18 protein-coding genes are annotated in these 20,029 nt (G+C 61.7%); 4 read left to right on the forward strand and 14 right to left on the reverse strand.

Translation table 11 applies throughout. From position 1 onward, the window contains the following. Positions 1-3: 3 nt before the first annotated feature. From D460_RS0102005 to oiaX, 9 genes are all read right to left on the reverse strand, one after another. Complete coding sequence (locus tag D460_RS0102005; protein ID WP_018896822.1) at positions 4-1,068, reverse strand: ABC transporter permease; 1,065 nt, start codon at positions 1,066-1,068, stop codon at positions 4-6. Next, positions 1,065-2,609 carry a sugar ABC transporter ATP-binding protein gene (locus tag D460_RS0102010; RefSeq protein WP_018896823.1) on the reverse strand — a complete coding sequence of 515 codons (1,545 nt, stop codon included), beginning with the start codon at positions 2,607-2,609 and terminating at the stop codon, positions 1,065-1,067. Before D460_RS0102010 ends, D460_RS0102005 begins: the two co-directional genes overlap by 4 nt. A gap of 1 nt (position 2,610) precedes the next feature. Continuing rightward, on the reverse strand, positions 2,611-3,255 hold the full coding sequence (locus tag D460_RS0102015; protein WP_018896824.1) for a DUF2291 domain-containing protein: 645 nt from the start codon (positions 3,253-3,255) through the stop codon (positions 2,611-2,613). An 84-nt stretch (positions 3,256-3,339) separates the two neighbouring features. Beyond that, positions 3,340-4,281 (reverse strand): D-ribose ABC transporter substrate-binding protein, encoded by a 942-nt coding sequence (locus D460_RS0102020; protein WP_018896825.1) that lies wholly within the window; start codon positions 4,279-4,281, stop codon positions 3,340-3,342. 76 nt (positions 4,282-4,357) lie between these two features. Beyond that, complete coding sequence (locus D460_RS0102025; protein ID WP_018896826.1) at positions 4,358-5,185, reverse strand: phosphogluconate dehydrogenase C-terminal domain-containing protein; 828 nt, start codon at positions 5,183-5,185, stop codon at positions 4,358-4,360. A gap of 76 nt (positions 5,186-5,261) precedes the next feature. Next, on the reverse strand, positions 5,262-5,699 hold the full coding sequence (locus tag D460_RS0102030; RefSeq protein WP_018896827.1) for an RpiB/LacA/LacB family sugar-phosphate isomerase: 438 nt from the start codon (positions 5,697-5,699) through the stop codon (positions 5,262-5,264). A gap of 55 nt (positions 5,700-5,754) precedes the next feature. Next, positions 5,755-6,513, reverse strand: coding sequence for a triose-phosphate isomerase (locus D460_RS0102035; protein WP_018896828.1), 759 nt, complete (start codon positions 6,511-6,513; stop codon positions 5,755-5,757). Positions 6,514-6,515: 2 nt separating this feature from the next. After that, complete coding sequence (locus tag D460_RS0102040) at positions 6,516-7,850, reverse strand: four-carbon acid sugar kinase family protein (protein WP_018896829.1); 1,335 nt, start codon at positions 7,848-7,850, stop codon at positions 6,516-6,518. 4 nt (positions 7,851-7,854) lie between these two features. Beyond that, positions 7,855-9,114: a 3-oxo-isoapionate-4-phosphate decarboxylase OiaX gene (gene oiaX, locus D460_RS0102045; protein WP_018896830.1), complete on the reverse strand. Its 1,260-nt coding sequence runs from the start codon at positions 9,112-9,114 to the stop codon at positions 7,855-7,857. A gap of 190 nt (positions 9,115-9,304) precedes the next feature. Here oiaX and D460_RS0102050 point away from each other — a divergent pair, with 190 nt between their 5' ends. Then, a complete protein-coding gene (locus D460_RS0102050; RefSeq protein WP_018896831.1) occupies positions 9,305-10,015 on the forward strand; it encodes a transcriptional regulator NanR in 711 nt (236 codons plus the stop codon). Positions 10,016-10,132: 117 nt separating this feature from the next. On the opposite strand, the gene D460_RS0102055 is transcribed toward D460_RS0102050, so the two are convergent. From D460_RS0102055 to D460_RS0102065, 3 genes are read right to left on the reverse strand one after another with little or no spacing between them, the layout of a single operon-like run. Further along, positions 10,133-11,767, reverse strand: coding sequence for a GMC family oxidoreductase (locus D460_RS0102055; protein ID WP_018896832.1), 1,635 nt, complete (start codon positions 11,765-11,767; stop codon positions 10,133-10,135). A 13-nt stretch (positions 11,768-11,780) separates the two neighbouring features. Then, a complete protein-coding gene (locus D460_RS0102060; RefSeq protein ID WP_018896833.1) occupies positions 11,781-12,308 on the reverse strand; it encodes a sugar dehydrogenase complex small subunit in 528 nt (175 codons plus the stop codon). A gap of 50 nt (positions 12,309-12,358) precedes the next feature. Further along, entirely contained in the window at positions 12,359-13,804 is a 1,446-nt protein-coding gene (locus D460_RS0102065) for a cytochrome c (RefSeq protein WP_018896834.1), read from the reverse strand. A gap of 291 nt (positions 13,805-14,095) precedes the next feature. Between D460_RS0102065 and D460_RS0102070 the strand changes: the two genes are divergently transcribed. Together D460_RS0102070 and D460_RS0102075 are read left to right on the forward strand one after the other, a co-directional pair. Beyond that, entirely contained in the window at positions 14,096-14,992 is an 897-nt protein-coding gene (locus tag D460_RS0102070) for a LysR family transcriptional regulator (RefSeq protein WP_018896835.1), read from the forward strand. 284 nt (positions 14,993-15,276) lie between these two features. Beyond that, positions 15,277-17,217 carry a methyl-accepting chemotaxis protein gene (locus tag D460_RS0102075; RefSeq protein ID WP_018896836.1) on the forward strand — a complete coding sequence of 647 codons (1,941 nt, stop codon included), beginning with the start codon at positions 15,277-15,279 and terminating at the stop codon, positions 17,215-17,217. A 131-nt stretch (positions 17,218-17,348) separates the two neighbouring features. Here D460_RS0102075 and D460_RS0102080 read toward each other — a convergent pair whose 3' ends face one another. Next, on the reverse strand, positions 17,349-17,636 hold the full coding sequence (locus D460_RS0102080) for a hypothetical protein (RefSeq protein ID WP_018896837.1): 288 nt from the start codon (positions 17,634-17,636) through the stop codon (positions 17,349-17,351). Positions 17,637-17,955: 319 nt separating this feature from the next. Here D460_RS0102080 and D460_RS0102085 point away from each other — a divergent pair, with 319 nt between their 5' ends. Continuing rightward, positions 17,956-18,945 (forward strand): aldo/keto reductase, encoded by a 990-nt coding sequence (locus D460_RS0102085; protein WP_018896838.1) that lies wholly within the window; start codon positions 17,956-17,958, stop codon positions 18,943-18,945. 77 nt (positions 18,946-19,022) lie between these two features. Here the strand turns inward: D460_RS0102085 and D460_RS0102090 are convergent, their stop codons facing one another. Continuing rightward, the gene (locus tag D460_RS0102090) at positions 19,023-19,916 is read right to left on the reverse strand and encodes a LysR family transcriptional regulator (protein WP_018896839.1); all 894 of its coding nucleotides are present in this window, start codon (positions 19,914-19,916) and stop codon (positions 19,023-19,025) included. Between the last annotated feature and the right edge of the window lie 113 nt (positions 19,917-20,029).

Genomic DNA, 20,029 nt, shown 5'->3' on the forward strand with positions numbered 1-20,029 from the left:
TGCTTATCCTGCCTTTGCCATTTGCATGAGAGTCACGCGCTGTTGCAGACGGCGCTGCGCCTGATCCACCACAACCGCGATAATAATCACCAGCCCCTTGATGACCATCTGCCAGAAGGACGATACGCCCATCATGACCAATCCGTCGGACAGGATACCGATGACGAAGGCGCCGATGATCGTGCCGCCGATCGTGCCGCGTCCGCCCGACATCGAGGTGCCGCCGAGCACTGCCGCGGCAATCGCGTTGAGCTCGAAGCTTTCGCCGGTGGCCGGATGCGAGGCCATCAGTTCGGATGAGATGATGAGACCGACGATCGCCGCGCACAGGCCTGAGAACATGTAGACGAAGATCTTCACCACATCGACGCGGATGCCGGACATGCGCGCCGCACGCTCGTTGCCGCCGACGGCGAAAATATGCCGGCCGATCGGCGTCGAGCGCGCCACGTAGGCGGCAATTAGGGCAAGCACGATCAGAATCCAGATCGAAACCGGCAGGCCCAGCATGCGGCCGGCGCCGAAGACATCGAAGCCCGTCGTCATGTATTCCGGCTTGCCCACGAGATTGGGGAAGGTCTGACCGTCGGAGGAGAGCAACGCGAGGCCGCGGGCGATGTAAAGTGTGCCGAGCGTTGCGATGAACGGCGCGACGTTGAGCTTGGTGATCAACAAGCCGTTGATCAGGCCGATCGCCAGGCCGACGGCCAGCGTGATCAGCACGATCTCATAGATGTTGAAGAAGATCGTGTAGCCGATCGGCAGTTCCACGCCGTTGAGGATCAAGGCGCCGGCGACCATGCCGCACAGGCCGACGATCGAGCCGACCGAAAGGTCGATGCCGCCGGTAATGATGACGAAGGTCATGCCCATGGCCAAGAAGGCATTGAGCGCGACGTGCTTCGACATCAGGATCATGTTGGCCGTCGATGTGAAATTCGGCGCGAAGATCGCGAAGAAGATGATCACGGCGAAAAGGGCGATGAAGGTTCTGAGCTTCATCAGGGTGAGGAGAATGGAGCCGCTCGAACGCTTTGCCCCGAATGTGGATGAGGTGTCCGCCGTCATGACGCGAGCTTTCCCTGGTGTCCGTGACCTTTGGCCGATGCCGCGATGATAGCCTCTTCCGTTGCTTCGCTTCTATCGAAGACGGCGACCAGCTTGCCGTTACTTAGAACGGCGATGCGGTCGGAAAGGGCCATGACCTCTTCAAGGTCTGAGGTTGAAAACAATATTGCGAGGCCCTTGGCGGCCAGTCTGCGCATGGTGCGGAACACGTCCGCCTTGGCGCCGACGTCGATGCCACGGCTGGGCTCGTCCATCAGGAGAACCTTCGGATTGGTCATCAGCGCCTTGCCGATGACCACCTTCTGCTGGTTGCCGCCGGACATCGAGGTGACTTCGAATTCCGGGTTCGGGGCCTTGATGGAGAGATCGCGGATCATGTCGTTGATGCCCTGCCTTTCGGCACCGGCCTTGATGTGAAAGATCCGCGTGAAGTGATCGAGGCTGGCGAGCGTCAAATTACTGGCGATGGAGAGCACCTGCACCAACCCTTCGCGCTGACGGTCCTCGGGGATGAGGGCAAGGCCCTTCCTGATCCGGCCCGTCGTGTCTTGCGCGCGCACTTCCTGGCCATCGATGAAGATCTTGCCGGTCGAGTGCTTGTGGCGGCCGATCACGCATTCGAAGAACTCGCTGCGTCCGGCCCCCATCAGGCCATAGATGCCGAGGATTTCGCCGGCCCGCACCGAGAGCGAGACGTGGTCGACGGCCAGGCCGCCGGTTCTGCGCGGCAGGCTGATCTCCTCGGCGCGGAAGGCTTCCGGTCCGAGCTCATGGTCGGCTGCCTTGGCGAAGTCCTTGGCGTCGGAGCCGATCATCGAGCGGACGATCCACTTGGTGTCGATGTCGCGAACCATTGCATGGCCGGTGATCTGGCCGTCGCGAAGCACGGTGATGTAATCGCCGATCCGCATCAGCTCTTCCAGCCGGTGCGAGATATAGACGATGGCGACGCCCTGTGCCTTCAGTTCGGCGATGACCTTGAACAGGATCTCGACCTCGGCCGCCGAAAGCGCCGATGTCGGCTCGTCCATGATCAGGATACGGGCGTTGAGCGACATCGCCTTGGCGATCTCGACCAGCTGCTGCTGGCCAATCGGCAAGTCCTCGACCATGGTTTCGGCATTGATGCCGGCATCCAGGCGCTTCAAAAAGGCGTTCGCCTTTTCGATCTGCGCCTTGTGATCGATGCCGCGAATGCCGCGGGTGATCTCGCGTGTGGCGAAGATGTTTTCGGCCACCGTCATGTTGGCGAAGAGGTTAAGCTCCTGGAAGATCATGCCGATGCCGTGTGCCTGGGCGTCGGCCGGACTGTCGAAGGAGACCGTTTCACCATCGAGGACGATGCTTCCAAGCGTTGGCCGCTCGACGCCGGCGATGATCTTCATCAGCGTCGATTTTCCAGCGCCGTTCTCGCCGACCAGCACATTGACCGCGCCACGCCTGAGCTCGAGGTCGGCGCGCTTGACGGCCACGATGCCGGAATAGACCTTGGACACCTCTTCGAGGCGCAGGATAACGTCGTGTTCGATCGTTTCGCCCATGCTACGGCCCCACCGTCAGTTCGGCCGGCGTCACCAGCGGCAACTGGCCGGATGCCGGCAGCGGGAAGGCGCCAGTGACCGTTACGGTCTTGCCGGTCAGGCCGTCGCGCGGCAGGGGCGTCAAGAGAGCGGTGTTGATCTTCTCGTTGAACGCCTTGCCGAACTGCGCCCATTCGATCTGGTTCTTGAACTCGTTGAAATTGACGAACTCAAGCGTATCGCGCAGCGCCGTTCCGCGAACGGCGGGGCCGATCTGCACCTTGGCGTCGGCCTTGCCGTCGCCATCGGCGTCAACGTCGATCGTGGCCGCGCGCGATGCCGTATCGGCCGCGACGACCTTGCCGCTCAGCTTGACCGCATAGGTCCAGGGGGCGCTCGCCTGTTTGCGTGTATTGCCGTATTTCTCGCCGGCCTGATCCGGGCTCGACGCGGCAAGCGCCACGACGTCCTTCAGCTCGCCGGCCCGCTTTTGCAGATAAGGAATTGCCTGCGACTGCCAGATGGCCTCGACTTTTGCAGCGGGATCGAAGGCGCTCTTGGCGGTTTCCGCAGCCTTTTCTTCCGCCGTCGGCGTTTTGATGATTTTGCAGCCCGGCAGTGCCATCGCAAGCAATGCGATCACAACCGCGCTTCTGACCCTCGCCATCCACGAAACTCCAATCTTATGGAATAGGATAAAGAACGAAGAGCGCGGATGATCGCGCTCTTCGCCATTGGTCTCAAGCTGTCGTTATTTCGCGATCGCGAAGGTTTCGAGCTTGGAGGCGTTGTCGGCGTTGATGAGAATGCAATCCATCAGCTGCTTCTCTTCCTTGGGAAGAGTCTTGTTCTTGATGTAGGCGTCGGCCTGTTCGACAGCCATCTGCGCCTGTGCGTAGGCGGGCTGCAGAACGGTGGCCTTGATGCCGCCGGACTTGATGGAGTCGCGGACGTCGTTGGAGCCGTCGAAGCCGACGACGATCACGTCCTTGCGGCCGGCGGCCTGGAGAGCGGCGATGGCGCCCATGGCCATCGTGTCGTTGCCGGAGATGACGCCCTGGATATCCGGGTTTGCCTGCAGGATGGTTTCCATCTTGGCGTAGGCTTCCGTCTGGCTCCAGTTGGCCGACTGCTTGGCAACCGACTTCAGATCCGGATAGTCGTCGATGACGTCATGATAGCCCTGCGAGCGGATGCCGGCATTCGTGTCGGATTCCTTGCCGACGAGCTCGACATAGTTGCCCTTCTCGCCCATCAGCTTGACGAACTCCTGCGCACCCAGCTGGGCACCCTGGTAGTTGTTGGAAACGATCTGCGCTGCGGCAACGCCAGTCGCGTTGATTTCGCGGTCGATGAGGAAGGACGGAATGCCCGCGTCCTTGGCCTTCTTGACGGCGGCAACGGTCGCATCAGCGCCGGCGTTGTCGAGAATGATGGCCTTCGCACCGCGGCCGATGGCGGTATCGATCATCTGGGATTGCTTGTTGGCGTCGTCGTCATGCGTCATGACGAGCGCTTCATAGCCCAGTTCCTTCGCCTTGGCTTCAGCACCTACGGCTTCTGCCTTGAAGAACGGGTTGTCGTGTGCGGGGGTGATGATGGCGATCAGGTCCGCCGAAAAGGCAGGCATGGCAACGCCGAAAGCAAGCGCGCTGGCAAAGGCAGCGACGGTCAGTCTACGTGTCAGTCTCATTGGTTTCCTCCCAAAAGAAGCCCTGTTCCCAGCAGGGCGGTGAAAGGGGAGGGGTTGCCCCCTCCCGGGATCGGTATCAGGTGATACGCTTGATGCTGTCAGCGATCTCCTGAGGTTCGAACACGCGCTTCCAATCGTCCTTCATCAGGGCGGGAATGCCGAATTCGATAGCCTTGTTGCAAGCGTCCGAGAACACGCCCTGGACTTCGCCGAAGATGACGGCGCCGAGAACGTTCAGGTGGCCGAGCAGGAAGTCGCGGGCAGCTTCTTCCGGAACGCCGCGTGCGACGCATTCATCCATGGCCTGCTTCATGACGACGAGCAGCGAAGCGGCAACGGTCTCGGAGAGACCCGGCTCCAGCATCGCCATCTGCTCGACGGTGACGCGGTGCGAGCGCATGACCGGTGCCCAGATCGTCTTGGCGATTTCTTCGCCGACGGCATAGGCTTCTTCCGGACCCTGCATCAGGGCCGAAACGATGTGCTGCTTGGCGAAGAGGCCGCCGAAGTGGTCCTTCTTGGCCTGCATGTCGGTTTCGTCGTTGAAGATCGGCGGATGGCACGGATGCGTGACGAAGTACGTCAGGTCAGGGCGCTCCGGGAAGTGGCCAGCGAACGGCGCGGCAGCGTCGAGCGCGACAACCATGGTGCCGGCCTTGAGCTTGTCGTTGATGCCGGCGGCAACCTTGCCGATATGCGTGTCCGGAACGGCCAGGATGACGACGTCGACGCCGTCAAGCGCTACGTCTACGTCCACCGTCGAAAGGCCGAGGTCGTCCTTCAGGCGTGCCTTGCCGATATCGCTGATTTCGACGTGGCGAACGTCGTAGCGCGAACCCTTGAGGTTCTTTGCAAGCCGGTAGCCCATTTTGCCGCCGGCGCCGAACAGAGCAATGGAAGTCATGTTTCCTCACTTCGTGTTTTGCTGGAATTGTTAACGTTGCTGGTATGATGAGTCAATCACCACCCCAGAATAAGTATTACTTAACCGCGTCGAGCCTGTTGATGGCGTCGACGTTGCCTGCGGAAGCGCCCTTCGGATCGAATTCGGAAGCGAGCCAGGTGTCGACGATCGACTTGGCAAGTTCCGGACCGATCACGCGTGCGCCCATGGTGATGATCTGTGCATTGTTGGATTTCGCAGCGCGCTCTGCCGAATAGGTGTCGTGCGTCAGCGCGGCGCGGATGCCGGGAACCTTGTTCGCCGAAATCGAAACGCCGATCCCGGTGCCGCAGATCAGGATGCCGCGCTCGTGCTGGCCGTCGACGATGGTCTGCGCGAGATTCTGCGACAGGTCGGCATAGAAGCCGGCCTGGCTGAGATCGTGCACTTCGAGGCCCGCCTTGGTGGCGAGGTGGGCGGCGATCACGTCAAGCAAGGGCTTGCCGGCGCTATCCGCTCCGATGGCGATTTTCATGGTCCGTGTCCTTTCAATCATTCGGGGGCTGGATGAGTGGAATTGGTGGCTGCCATCAGATGACCGCGGCAACGCGCTTCAGAATGTCGAGATAGCCTTCGACGGCCCAGGCAGAGCGGCCGATGAACAGCCCGTCGATGTGCGGCTGCGTGATCAGTTCCTCGCAATTCTGAGGATTGACGCTGCCGCCGTAGAGAACCGGAACCGCGCGACCGAGCACCTTCGCGGCCACATCGGCGATGCGCGCGTGGCGTTCGTCGGCATAATCGGCGGTCGCCGGAATGCCGTTGACGCCGATTGCCCAGACGGGTTCATAGGCAAGCAGAATCTCTGCGTCCTTGCCTGATGTAGTGACGCGCGCCAGCGCGCCCTCAACCTGCCGCTTCAGCACCGCGTCGGCATCACCGGCATTGCGCTCGGCAAGCGTCTCGCCGATGCAGATCAGCGGGATCAGGCCGTGGTTGACGGCGCTTTCGACCTTCAGGCCGACGGTTTCGTCGGTCTCGCCGAAGTGTTCGCGACGCTCGGAATGGCCAAGCTCGACGATATCGAGGTTGCAATCCTTCAGCATCGGGGCCGAGATTTCGCCGGTCCAAGCGCCGGCGGCATCCCAATGCATGTTCTGCGCGCCGACCTTCACCGAGCTGTCGGCGAGAGTTTTCTTGACCTCGCGCACCGCCGTGAAGGGCGGGATGACGAAGCGCTGGATATCCGCATGGCGATCGCCATCAGCAGCGGCGAGCTTTTCGGCAAAGGACAGAGCTTCGCCAAGCGTCTTGTTCATCTTGAAGCTGGTGCCAACCCAATAGCGCATGTTCAAGCCCTCCGTCCGTCGCGGATCTGTGCGAAATAGCCGTCGGTTCCGACCTGGCCGCCCTTGAGCGCGATCTGCAGTCCGTTGGTCGGCGCGTAGTTGCCGTGCGCGGTGCAGAGTGGCGAGCCGGGGGTCTGCGGCAGTGGCAGCAAGGTCGTCAGAGCGTCCACACGCAGTTCCTGCAGCGCGTGGCTCGACGTGTCGCCGCCGGCGATGACCGCGCGGGGCAGTTTTTCGGTTTCGATCAACCGGCGCAGGATCGTGCCGAGAGCGGAGCCGAGGCGATGGCGGGATCCGGGAATACGATCGATATCGGTACCCTTGTCCGACGATGAGCCGAGTGCCGTATGAAGGACAACGCTGCGGCCTTCCTTCAGGCGCTGGACGCCCTCAGTGACAGCCGTGTCGATAGCGCGGTCACCGCTTTCGCCGACGAGCTCGAGCGGATCGACGGCGATGCCGTCAAAGCCGTTTTCGGTCGCGTTGCGGATCTGCCGTTCGGTGGTTGGCGAAACGCTTCCCGAGACGACGGCGAGGCGATCGACCTTGCCCGGCTCCGCGAAGGTCGTCGGTTCGCCGAGAAGGCCTTCAGCCTTCCACGCCTGCAACAGCGCGTATTCGACGCCCGACGAGCCGGCCGTGAAGAGGCCGCCGTCGCGCTTGGCCCGCCAGACCTGACGGCCGGCCAGAGCCTGCGACTGGGCGCTATCCACGTCGATCAGCAGGATGCCATCGAGGTCCGCGATCGTCTTGTCGATGCGCTGGTCGGCATCGGCGGCCGCGGTGGTGACGAGATCGGCGAGCGCTACGGGCAGGTCCGTCTGCTTTGCGAGATGCAGGGTGAGGTCGGCTTCCGCCATCGGCGTTACCGGATGGCGGCTCATGACGGGATGGCGGTCGATGCGGTAGTAGCGATCCTGGTAGGCGGCGAAGAGATTGCCGAACGCCGTGAAGCGCCTCAGCTGCGGCGCGCCGACGACGACAGGGACGACCGGCTGGCCATAGAGTGCCTTGCCGATTTCGATCGCCTTGCCGATGTTGCCGACCGCAGGGCTGGAATCGAAGGTCGAGCAGACCTTGTAGTGGCAGATGTCGGCGTCGAGCGCCTTCAGCCACTCGAAGATCGCCGGCAGATGCTTTTCCATCCACTCGGGCGTTTCGCTGCGGCTGGTGCCGGCAATGCCGAACGCGCGGTAATCGGCGAAACGCTCGGCGGTCTCGGCGCTGGGGATGCCGAGGAAGAGCACGGTCGGTACGCCGTTGGAGGCGAGCGCTTCCATGACGTCGGTGGAGCCGGTGAAATCGTCACCGTAATAGGTAAGCAGAGGTTTGGTCATGGTCTCAAGCTGCCTTGCCGTCGCCGAACTTCGCGATCGAGGCCGCGAGTTCCGGGTGATCCTTGGCGTATTCGTCGAGCGGAATATCGGCGACCGCTGCCTGCCAGGCCTGCTGCACGGCGCGTACGCCGGCCGCCGGACCGCCCGGATGGCTGACGATACCGCCGCCGCATAGATAGAGCAGGTCGGTGGTGCGGCCGGTGCGGTTATAGGTGTCCGGCGCCTGGCCACCCCACTGGCCGGAGCCAGCGACCGGCAACGGGCAGTCGGCTTTGCTGAACAGCGGCGTGCTGACGGCCTTGAAGGATTCCACGAAGCTCTCGTCCGGCTCCCAATACTTGATGCGGATGCCGTTGATCTGGAACTGGTCGACGCCGAGCAGGCGCCAGAACTGCTGGTAGACCTTGAAGTCGAGGCCGGCGCCCGGATCGCGGGTCAGAATGTCCCAACCGTTGCGGTGCGCATGCAGCACGAGGCCCGAGCGCTTGCGCAGGAAACTCATGCCACCGAAGCCGATCGAATTGATATTAACGACGGCGCAGTTGCCGCCGGCCTTCAGGACGAGATCGTGATTGCGCATCATCTCGTCCGGATCGGCATGCGAGATGCCGAAAGCATACATGACCTTCTTGCCGGTCTTCTGCTCGTGATCGAGGATCTTCGGCATGATGGCCTCGACGCGCTCCTTGAGCGGCGAATAGGCCGGGCTCATCAGCTTTTCGTCGTCCTTGATGAAGTCGACGCCGGACTCGATCAGTTCGCCGACCAGCTCCGCGGTCTCATGCGGACGCAGGCCGAGCGCGGGCTTGACGATCGTGCCGATAATCGGACGACCTTCGACGCCGGTGAGCTTGCGGCTGCCGGGCAGGCCGAATTGCGGGCCGGGATGAGCTGTGGCGAAGGCCTCAGGCAGTTTCATGTCGACGATGCGGATGCCGCTCATGCCCTTGATCGAAAAGACGCCGCCGATGGCGATCGTCATCAGGGCGGAGAGATCCGTGCCGATCGCGTCCATCGGGAAGGCGATATCGGCATCGGCGCGGTGAATGGGGCCGCTGCCGGGCGTTACTTCCGGCCAGGTCGGGTATTCAGCATCGGGCAGCTGACGGATGGCGATAACGCGTGCCGCGACGCGCGCCTTCAGCTCTTCCGTCTCGCCGGGAACGGGGACGAACGTGCCGGTCGACTGATCGCTGGCGATCTTGGCGGCCATGGCCTCGACGCTGCCGGTCGTTTCGATGCGATAGGTAACTGTGATCATCATGAGGTCTCGTTGCTCCTCCTGCCTAGGCCGAAAGTTTGCCATGGCGTCAACTCGTGAACTGGTATAATGAGTATTCCAATTTCTGCAATGAAAATTTTTTGAAAGAGCACAGACCGATTTCAGACGACGGCCTTTCGTGCCGGGACGCTAGCATGCATAAAGGAGGGATATTGTGAGCCAGCGAGACACCATGAACCAGCCAATCGAACAGATCGTGCGTCGCAAACTATCCGATGAGGTTTTTGATCGACTGGAGAGAATGATCACGTCCGGCGAGCTTCGCCCCGGCGACGAGATGCCTTCGGAGCGGGTGCTGATGGAGCGCTTCGGGGTTGGAAGGCCGGCGATCCGCGAGGCGATGCAGTCGCTGGCCAATATGGGCTTGGTCAACATCTCGCACGGAGAGCGCGCCAAGGTTCTGCAGCTGACCGCAAGATCGATTTTCCGTCAGGTGGACCTGACGGCGAAGATCATGCTGGCGCAATCCGCCGACTCGCTCGATCATCTGAAGAGCTCACGCATCTTCTTCGAGCGCGGCATGGCGCGCGAGGCGGCGGTCAAGGCCACGCCCGCCGACATCACCGATCTCCGCGATATCATCGAGGAGCAGCGTCGCTCGCTCGGCAACGCGGAAGACTTCATCGCCGCCGATATGCAGTTCCATACGCGTATCGCGCAGATCTCGGGCAACCCGATCTTCGTCGCCGTTAGCGAGGCGATGCTGGCATGGCTGAAGGCCTATCACACGGACATGCTGATCTGGACCGGCAAGGAGAAGTTCACGCTAGTGGAGCATGAGCAGATCCTCGACTGTCTGGCGGCTAACGATGCGAATGGCGCTGAAGCCGCGATCTTGAAGCACCTTGAGCGCTCCAGTGCGCTCTATACCAATCGCGACTGATGTCAGTTTAATCGGCGAATACGAAAACAGCGACCGGCCTGCGAGGCGGTCGCTGTTTTCGTTTTGAGATCGGGAAGGTCTCGACCGGTGCGGCCGAGACCTTCGTGAGCGCTGAAATCAGATCTCCTTGATCAGCTGCTCGGCAATACGCACGCTGAGCGCCGCGCCCGTCAGTGTCGGGTTCATGCAGGATGCCGACGGCATGACGCTGGTGCCCGCGATGAACATGTTCGGGTGATCATGGGTGCGGCAATCGCGGTCGACGACCGAGTCCTTCGGGTCGTCGCCCATCCGGGTCGTGCCCATGACGTGCTGGCGGTTCTGCCATTTCACGTCGGTCGACAGGACCTCGGCATCGAGCAGCTGGGCGATCTTGTTCAGATCCTCAAGCCCCTTGTCGCGGCCGGCGTTCCAGTAGTCGGTGACCGAGTAGTAGAGTACCGGAACCGGGATGCCGAGGGCGTCGAACTTGGTCTTCGACGGCGTGACGCGGTTTTCGGCGAGCGGAAGCGGTTCGAAGTCGATCGCCCAGTTGAGCGAGCGGGCCGAGTATTTGCGGATCTGCTCGTCGAGCTTGGAGCCCATGATGCCCTTCTTGATGAAGCCTTCGGTCATCTGGGCTGTCGGTACCGTGTTGCGCACCTTGATCTTGTAGCTCGGGTAATCCTTGCGGAAGGTGCCGTCGCGCTGGTTGAGATAGACCAGCAGTTCGGTCGGGCCCTCGCCCGGCCACATGTCCTCCTTGGTCAGCATGTTCATGCTGATGCCGGTGTGGTCCATGAGGTTTCTGCCGACCTGATCGGACGAGTTGGCAATGCCGTTCGGATACTTGTCCGAGGTGGAAATCAAGAGGAGCTTGGCGGACTCGATGCCGTAGGCGGCAAGCACGAAATAGCGCGCCGTCAGCCGGTGCTCGGAATTGTCGGGCTTCTTGTACCAGACGGCGGTGATCTTGCCGTCGTCGCCGGCTTCCACCTTGTAGACAGGCGAGTTGTCGAGCAGCTTGGCGCCATGGCGTTCGGCTTCGTCGATATGCATCGAGCCGTCATACTTGGCGCCGATCGGACAGACCGGGTTGCAGTTGTTGTTGCCGGCGCAGACCGGGCGGTTGCCGTAGGGACGCGAGGCGCGGCCATGCGGCTCGAGCACCGGGTTGAAGCCGCCGACCGAAAGCTTTTCAGCCAGCGTCGTGAACATGTAGCTGGAATTCAGCTGCTGCATCGGGAATGGCATGGAGCGCGGCGGCATTGGGCCACCGCCCTGGCCGCTTTCGTCCTGGCCGTCCATGCCAGTGACGCCGAGCTCCAGCTCCGCCTTGTTGTAGTAGTCTTCCAGATCGTCATAGCCGATCGGCCAGTCGCGGCCGCGACCGTAGAGCGACTGGATCTTGAAGTCGTTCGGGATCATGCGCCAGAGCGCCGAGCCGAAGTGCCAGGTCGTGCCGCCGACAACGCGCAGGTAGGAGGTGTTGTATTTGACCGGGCCTTCATACTGCAGATAGTCGCCATAGGTGGATGGCGCCCAAGGCATGCTCGGGAAGGGGGAGCCGGCGCCCTGCAGCTTGGCGTTCGCAAGCGAGAGCTTGACCGGAGCATTGCGGAAGGTCTCGACGATCTCGCGGCGATCGACACGCGGGCCGGCTTCGAGAATGATCACCTTCTTGCCGGCCTTGGCGAGCTGTGCGGCGACGATGCCGCCCATGACACCCGATCCGATGACGATCAGGTCCGCATCATATGCGTCGTTTGCCATTGTCTTTATCCTGTCAGATCTTGCTGCCGGGCTTCGGTCCCCAGGCGTTCGGGCCGGGACCGTAGGTCGGAATGGGAAGGAGGCCCTTAGTCGGGCGGTACATGAGCGATTTCTCGTAGGTGATGAGCTCCGCGTCCTCTGGGTCGCCCACCACGCCGAGATACCAGGCGGAGACGATCTTCGCGGACGTCTTCATCTCGGGCTCGGCGGGCTTGGAGGCGAGGAAGCCATCCATGTCCTTGGCGCCGGACTGGCTCACGGCCTGCTGCAAGGCGGCGATGTCTGTTTTCAGCGTCTTGCTGCGCTTGGAAAGTGCTGCAAGGAAGCGTGCGCCGAGCACGGGGTCGAGCTCGTAACCGGTCAGGAATTCGGAGAGCTTGGTGAAGCCCTGGACGTCATCGTCGGCCGCGAACGCCGATACAGGCGCTGCGAAGGAGGAGAGGACTGCCAGTCCTCCAACGGCCACGGTGGCGCGCAGGAGGTCTCGGCGGTGGAGGGGCCGGCTCACGATGGAGCCCGCATTGTTGGGGTCGATTGGCATCGCTGATATCCTCGATGAGGCAGTCAGAACTGGGAGAAAGGGTGAAACGATCAGGCGTGAGCCGGCTGCCGCCTGCGGCGGGCAACGAGTAGCGCGATGACGAGCGCGGCGAGGATCAGCGCCACGGCGACCGCCGGAACGATGAACGGCGCGATCGCGGCCAGTATAGGCTTCTCTCCACCCTCGCGGACACGCAGGACATCCGCTGCGGTGACGCTTACCTTGCCGTTGCCGAAGTGACCAAGCACATAGTTGCTGACATCGGCGACGTCCTTGTCGGAGAGGCGATCCGTGAAGGACGCGTTCTCGCCGAAGGCCGGCATGAATGTGGGTACGCCGTCGATCGTGCGCGACAGGCCGAACAGGATCGTTGCGATCAGGTTGTCCGGGTTGTTGCCGCCGGTCGCGGTGTTGCGGAAGAGCGAAGGATAGTGGTCGTTACCCTCGCCATCGACCTGATGGCAGGCGGCGCAGGAGCCGCTGAAGATATGGAAGCCCTTCTCGGTCACGGCCTGGCCAGGCAGGCCGCGCAGATCGAGTTCGGCCGTCGAGGGCTTGCCGACATCGTAGCGCGGCGTGGCTTCGCCCGTGGTGATCGGCTTCGTATCCTTCAGGTAGACGACGAGCGACTTGAGGTCCGCCTCGGTCAGGTGCTGCATGCTGTGCTCGATGGCTTCCGCCATCGGGCCGGCCGCCTGCGCCTTGCCGGCGACATGGCCGGTGCGCAGATACTGCACGAGCTCCTCGTCGGACCAGCCGCCGATGCCGTCAACCTTGTCGGAGGTGATGTTCGGCGCGAACCAGGAGCCGATGGACGCGCCCGAAAGTGCCTGACTTCCGCTCTCCGCCATGAAGAGATTGCGCGGCGTGTGGCAGGTGCTGCAGTGCTCGAGAGCTTCGGCGAGATACGCGCCACGGTTCCACTCGGCGGACTTGGATGCATCCGGCTGGAAGCGGTCCTTGTCGAGGAAAAGCAGGTTCCACGCCGACATCGAGGCGCGGATGCTGAACGGGAATGGCAGCGCCGTCTTTTCCGGCGCGTGATCGATCGGCTTCACGTCCTGCATGAAATAGGCGTAGAGCGCCGAGATGTCCTCGTCGGAGAGCTTTGCGTAGGCCGTGTAAGGCATCGCCGGATAAAGATGGCTGCCATCTTTGGCGACACCATCGCGAACGGCGCGCGCGAAGTCTTCCTCGCTGTAGTTACCGATGCCGTCGGTCTTGGATGGCGTGATGTTGGTCGAGAAAATCTTGCCGAGCGGGGATTCGATCGCATAGCCGCCGGCAAAGGGCTGTCCGGAGTTCGGCGCGGTATGGCACGCGGCGCAATCGGCCGCGGTTGCGAGATAGCGTCCCCTCGTGATCAGGTCGTTTGGCGTCGCGGTCTGATCTTGCGCCGAGGCTGCGCCGGTGATCGACACCAGCGCGGACAGACAGAGTGCGATCGATCGCAGGCGTTTGAAGGGGAGCCGAGAGGGTGCGGTGTGCAAGTGCATTATCGACGTGCTTTCATCAAGCATGAATAAACGACAACAGGCTTTGCATCACCTCCCACGAGCGTAGCCAATCCACGTCGCCGCGAGACTGAATGCAACACGCGGCGATAAAAGCCAATACTGGAAAAGCAAATAACTGATATTGCTTTACAAATTCACTCTAAATGAGGATATGGCTTTATGCGTCGATGTGTCACGTTCGCGACTTGGCAATCGTCATAGCCGCGCTATACTGCCTTTGAAAATCAATTTGTCATACAAACAGTTTTCACAAATAATGAAAGCTTAGATGTGAAGTTCGACCTTATCGATTTGCGTATCTTCCTGGCGGCCGTCGACGGAGGAAGCCTGACTGTTGCGGCCAAGCAGAACAATGTCGTCGTTGCCGCCGTCAGCGCGCGCTTGAAGCGGCTCGAAGAAGCGTTTGATCTCGAGCTCTTCGAGCGCACTGGCCGTGGCATCAAGCCGACATTGGCGGGCGAGATGTTGGCCAGCCATGCACGGCAGATCATGGACGATGCGCGCCGTATCGAGGCGGACCTCGATGCCTTCGCCGATGGCCGCAGCGGTCGCGTCAGGCTGCTGTCCAATACCAATATGCTCGCCGAGCATCTGCCACAGGCGCTTGGCGCCTTTCTCGCGCAGAACCCAGATATCAGCGTCAGCGTCGAGGATAAGCCGAGCCTCGAGGCGGTGAACATGCTGAAACAGGGCCAGGCCGACATCGCGATCGTCGCTTCGTCCGCCGATATGAACGGCCTTGAGCGCTTCCGCTTCGTTCCCGACCGCTTGGTGCTCATCGTCCCCGGTGACATGGACATGCCGCTGGGGCCGGTCGCTTTCTCACGCGTTCTCGATTTCAAGCTCATCGGCCAGCAGGGCGATCCGGCCCTCATGCAGTTCCTCAGGCGCCATGCCAATGAGCTGGGACGCACCCCGCATTTCCGGATGTTGATCAACGGTTTCGAGGCGACATGTCGTGTCGTGGAGCAGGGCGCCGGCGTTTCCATCGTGCCGGAAAGCGCTGCCCGACGCTTTGCGGCCTACATGAAGCTCCAAGTCTTTCCGATCGACGAAGCCTGGGTCGAGCGTGAACTATACGTTTGTGTAAAGAATGAAATGCAACTTCCGGGATATGCGAGGATGTTGCTGGCGCATCTCAAGAATTACGTTCGCGATTTTGGTTAGGTTGTATGAAGCCGACGGTGCTCTGCTCGCCTGCAACGCCGCGATTACATGAAAGCGCGCGCGCCGATGTCAATATAGACGGGCATGAATGCGGTGGCGCAAATTTATACATTGTTAAAGCATTTAAGATTTTAACTATATGCAAGACATCGGTAATCGCCCGATCTGCATGACGCAGCCAGTCTAACTCCCAAAAATTCAGCGAGTGCGCACATCGCGGCGATGTGGCGTCGTATCGTTCATTCATACCGGCGCCTGGATCAGGCCACGGCATAGGTTTTCTTATGTTACAAAATTGGAAGATTAAGACCAAATTTCTCGTCGCCATCGCTTTGCTGGCGCTGATCTCTTTCTCCGGCTTGATGTATGTCAGCGCCAAGTTCCGCGATGCGAACCAGGCCTATACCGGCTTCCTGCAGCATGAGAGCGAAGCGGCGATGCTCGGCGCTCGCGCGGCGGCCGGTATCTGGACATCCACGACCTGGATGGCGCGTCTCATGACCATCGAGCCGGGCTCGCAGGCTTTCGACAATGCTGCTGGTCTCTTCGCCTCGAACTATGATGGCGCCAGGGCAAGGCTTGTGCAGGTGCCCGAACTGGTGCCGAGCCGCAAGGATGCCATTGCCGAACTGCTGGCCGGCAGCGATGAGGTGAGGAAGCTCGGCGACCAGCTCATCCAGGCCCGCAAATCCGGTGACGAAGCGCTCGCGCAGAGCTTGATCGACAACGTCGACAGCCTGATGGGCGCGCTGTCGCCGAAGTTTGGCGCCAACAACACGGCGCTGACCGATATGCTGAGCAAGGGTGGCCGCGAGCTGTCGGATTCCGTTTCGTCCACCATCCTGAACAGCATGATCGGCCTTGTCGTGGGTATCGTCGCCGCGCTCGCATTCGCGCTCGTGGTTGCCACCAAGGGCATAACCGCGCCGATGGCGCGGCTGCGCCAGCGCATGGTCTCGCTTGCCGAAGGCGAAACCGCCGAGGAGATCAACGGCGTTGATCGTCGTGACGAGATCGGCGACATGGCCGGCGCCGTGGCAATCTTCCGGACCAACGCGCTCGAAACACGGCGCCTCGAACAGGAAGCCGAAACCAATCGCAACATGAGCGAGAGCGAGCGAGCCGATCGCGAGGCGCAGAAGGCGCGCGAATCCGCCGAGCTTCAGACTGCCGTGAATGCGCTCGGCAACGCACTGCAGCGCCTGTCGGATGGCGATCTGGCTTGCCGCATCGACACGCCGTTCGTCGCCCATCTGGAAACGCTGCGCGCCGACTTCAACAACTCTGTCACCAAGCTGAACCAGGCGATGCAGGCCGTCGGCATCAATGCGCGTGGGATTTCCGGCGGCGCTGAAGAGGTCCGCTCGGCAGCCGACGATCTGGCCAAGCGAACGGAGCAGCAGGCAGCTTCGGTCGAGGAAACCGCGGCTGCGCTTGAAGAGATCACTACGACGGTTCGCGATGCGGCCAAGCGCGCCAGCGAAGCAAGCGACCTTGTCGCACGCACCCGCACGGGCGCGGAGAAGTCCGGCGAAGTCGTTCGCCAGGCGGTCGATGCTATGCAGCAGATCGAGCGGTCGTCGAGTGAGATTTCCAACATCATCGGCGTGATCGACGACATCGCTTTCCAGACCAACCTCCTTGCACTGAACGCAGGTGTCGAGGCAGCACGTGCGGGTGAGGCCGGCAAGGGCTTCGCGGTGGTCGCGCAGGAAGTTCGCGAGTTGGCGCAGCGCTCCGCCAAGGCTGCAAAGGAGATCAAGGACCTGATCACCACCTCGGGCCAGCAGGTTCAATCCGGCGTGACCTTGGTCGGTAAAACGGGCCAGGCGCTCGAAATCATCGTCAACGAAGTTCAGGAGATCAATCGCCACGTTCACGCGATCGCCGAAGCCACACGCGAACAGTCGATCGGCCTGCAGGAAATCAACACTGCCGTGAACACCATGGACCAGGGAACCCAGCAGAACGCCGCCATGGTCGAGGAATCGACCGCCGCGAGCCACAGCCTGGCAAGCGAAGCGCGCGCGCTCGCAAAGCTTCTGGAGCAGTTCAAGCTAGGCGGCACTCAGTCGGCGCCGGTATCCGCACCGGTTGCTGCCAGCCAGCACTCTCGTCCCGCTGCATCGCCCGCTCGCCAACTTGGAAACAGGCTCGCCAAGGCCTTTGGCGGCGGCGGGGCCGCCGCTGCGGTCCGCCAGGAGCCGGAGTGGTCGGAGTTCTGAGCCTTTCGGTCGTGAAATCCTTATGTGCCAAGTAAAGAGAGCCCGCTTCCGGCGGGCTCTTTTAGTATTGGCGGCGAAGTTTATGTAAGTTTATGCTTACTGATGCGCCCCTGCATGCGCGCTGCCCGGCATCAATGAAGCGTGAGTGTTTCCGGTCGATGCGGATCGCGGAACCGGAATTGCTCGATCAGCGTCATGGCTTGCTGCAGGAGAAACTCCGCGGCCTTGAGGTCCGTGCTGGCAAGCCCGTGGACACTGCTGCGAATTGTCAGCGCCAGGTCGCCAGAGCTTGCGGCAAAGCCGGCATTGCCCTCGATCAGTGCTTCCTTCGCGCTGGTCTCGAGCGCATCGGCGACTGCGGCCAAGATGTCCCGCCGCTCGCGGACACTCATCTGGTTGATCGTCTTGGATCCCTTCATGGTGGCTTCCCCAAAGGCGCGTGGTGAAAGTGCCTGCTGACATTGATGTAGGCGCAATCCACGGTTCATCAATGCGTGGTCCTCTTCCTTTGGATGTCGGCTACCGTTCAAACTGTTGTCATTCATGAGGTGGAGACATAAGTGCATGCCGAAATGATGATCTAATGTGGACGCGCCGGTGGTGCTATCTTTGGCGTGTTGGAATGGATCTGGCATACACGGCCGCTGCGATCGCGACATGACGCGTGGCCTTCTGGGCCAAGGCGGAGGCTGCTGATGCTGACGTATAACGGACGAAGCCGTTCACAAGGAGTATATGATGCAAAAGCGGATACTTGGAAAAAGCGGACTAGAGGTCTCTGCGCTTGGCTTCGGCTGCATGGGCCTGAACTTCAGCTACAGCCATGCGCTAAGCACACAGGAGAGCGTGACATTGGTGCGCCAGGCCGTCGAGCGCGGCGTGACGTTTTTCGACACCGCCGAGGTCTATGGACCCTATACCAACGAAGAGATCGTCGGCGAGGCGCTCCGGCCGATGCGTGACCGGGTGGTGATCGCCACGAAGTTCGGCTTCAATATCGTTGATGGCAAAATGGCCGGCGTCAACAGCCGCCCCGAGCAGATCCGCAAGGCGGCCGAAGGTTCGCTGAAGCGCCTCGGTATCGATGTCATCGACCTGCTCTACCAGCACCGCGTCGACCCCAACGTGCCGATCGAGGACGTGGCCGGCACGATCAAGGATCTGATCGCGGAAGGCAAGGTGAGGCACTTCGGCATGTCCGAGCCGGGCGCACAGACCGTACGGCGCGCCCATGCGGTGCAGCCTGTTGCCGCGCTGCAGAATGAATACTCGCTTTGGACGCGCGGGCCGGAGACCAACGGCATTCTCGAAGCCTGCGAGGAACTTGGCATCGCGCTGGTTGCCTACAGCCCGCTCGGCAAGGGCTTCCTCACCGGCGCCATGAACAAGGACACGAAGATCGGCGAAGGCGATTTTCGCAAGATGCTGCCGCGCTTCACGCCCGAGGCGATGGAGAAGAACCAGGCACTGATCGATCTCCTGAAGCGCATCGCCGAGGACAAGAAGGCGACGCCGGCGCAGATCGCACTGGCCTGGCTGCTGGCCCGGAAGCCCTGGATTGTGCCGATCCCTGGCACGACGAAGCTGCATCGCCTCGAGGAAAACCTCGGCGCGGCCGACGTGGCGCTGAGCGCCGACGATCTCGCGCAGATCGAGACCGCCGCCGCCGCCATTCAGGTCGAAGGCGAGCGTTATCCGGAGCAGCTGATGAAGACGACCGGTCTCTAAGATACGAGCCCGGAATTGGAACTTGGAAACGGCGCGCCTCGGGTGCGCCGTTTTCGCATGGTTGGCTGCGCTCGCGGCTAGATCCGCTCGGCGAGAAAGTCGATCAGGGCCCGGATACGGCTCGCAAGGTGCGGATGGCCGGGATAGACGGCATGGATATGCTCGATATCCTCGGGATTGAACGCTTCCAACACCGGTACCAGCCGGCCTTCGTCGATATGCTCCTGGACATGAAAAGCGCCCACTCTGATCAGCCCGACGCCCGCGAGGCAGAGACTGCGAATGGTCGGTCCGTTGTTCACTTCGACATTGCCGTGGACCGCCTTCGAGAAGGTCTGCCCGGTTGCGGGGTCTCGAAATGGCCACTCTTCCCATGTCTGCCGGAAGTTGAATGTCATGCAGTTGTGCCGGTCGAGATCGGCGGGCTTCTCGGGATTTCCCATGCGTTCAAGATAGCTCGGGGCCGCCACCACCACGCGCCGGCTGTCCATCAGCTTGCGCGCCTTCAGCGACGTGTCCCGGAGATTGCCGGAGCGGATCGCGACATCGGCACGCTCCTCGACAATGTCGATAATCCCATCGGTCAGCGAAAGGTCGAGCTGGACGTTCGGGTAGCGGGCGAGGAACTCCGGCACCAGCGGGACGATATGGCTGACCCCGAAGGCGACCGATGCGCTCACCCGCAGACGTCCGCGCGGCGCGGCCTCGCCGCCTGTCGAGACGATCTGCTCGGCCTCCTTGATGTCTTCGAGAATGCGCTGCGCGCGCTCAAGATAGACCTCGCCCTCCGGCGTCAGCTGCAAGCTGCGCGTGGTTCTGACGACAAGGCGGGTCTTCAAACGCTCCTCCAGCCGGCTCACCAGCTTGCTGACTGCCGAAGGAGACATGCGCAGCAGGCGTCCGGCGGCCGAAAAGCTCTGTAGCCTCGCCGTATGCACGAAGACCTCCATCTCGCCGACGGTGTTATCCACTGCTCACTCCTGTGAATTCAATTCATAACTATTGAGGCAATGTAGCCGCTTATCGCGATAATGCCAGTGGTCCATATTCCAGCCATCCCAAATCGCCGCTTGTCCGGCATCGT

The organism is Rhizobium sp. 2MFCol3.1, assembly GCF_000377565.1.
Taxonomy (GTDB): domain Bacteria; phylum Pseudomonadota; class Alphaproteobacteria; order Rhizobiales; family Rhizobiaceae; genus Rhizobium.